Raw genomic sequence first — 303 nt, 5'->3', positions numbered from 1 at the left:
AGTTTCGTCTACCAGTTCATCGGGATCGTGCTGATCGTGGCGGGCCTGCCGCTATTCTGGACCCCGATCCCCGGCGGTGCCGTGATGATCGCCACGGGGCTGGCCCTGCTTGTCTCCAATTCGAGCCTGGTGCGCGGCTGGGTCATTGCGGCGCGCGATGCGCATCCGCGCTTCGACCGCTGGATGCGTCAGGCTCAGAAAGCGATTCCCGGCCCGTTCTCTCGCGTCCTCTCGCGTCCCGACCCGGACACTGACAGCGAGAGCGCCGATCAGAGCGACAAAATGCGCTGAACACATTCAGTT

1 pseudogene is annotated in these 303 nt (G+C 64.0%); it reads left to right on the top strand.

The window, feature by feature from the left end:
* Positions 1 to 291 (top strand): annotated as a pseudogene (locus tag E5162_RS14880) (hypothetical protein); the annotation flags it as partial.
* Positions 292 to 303: the final 12 nt, after the last annotated feature.

This window comes from Marinicauda pacifica (assembly GCF_004793635.1).
GTDB classification, from domain to species: domain Bacteria; phylum Pseudomonadota; class Alphaproteobacteria; order Caulobacterales; family Maricaulaceae; genus Marinicauda; species Marinicauda pacifica.
Note: the sequence above shows the minus strand (reverse complement) of the source record. Positions and strands in the feature narration are given on the sequence as shown.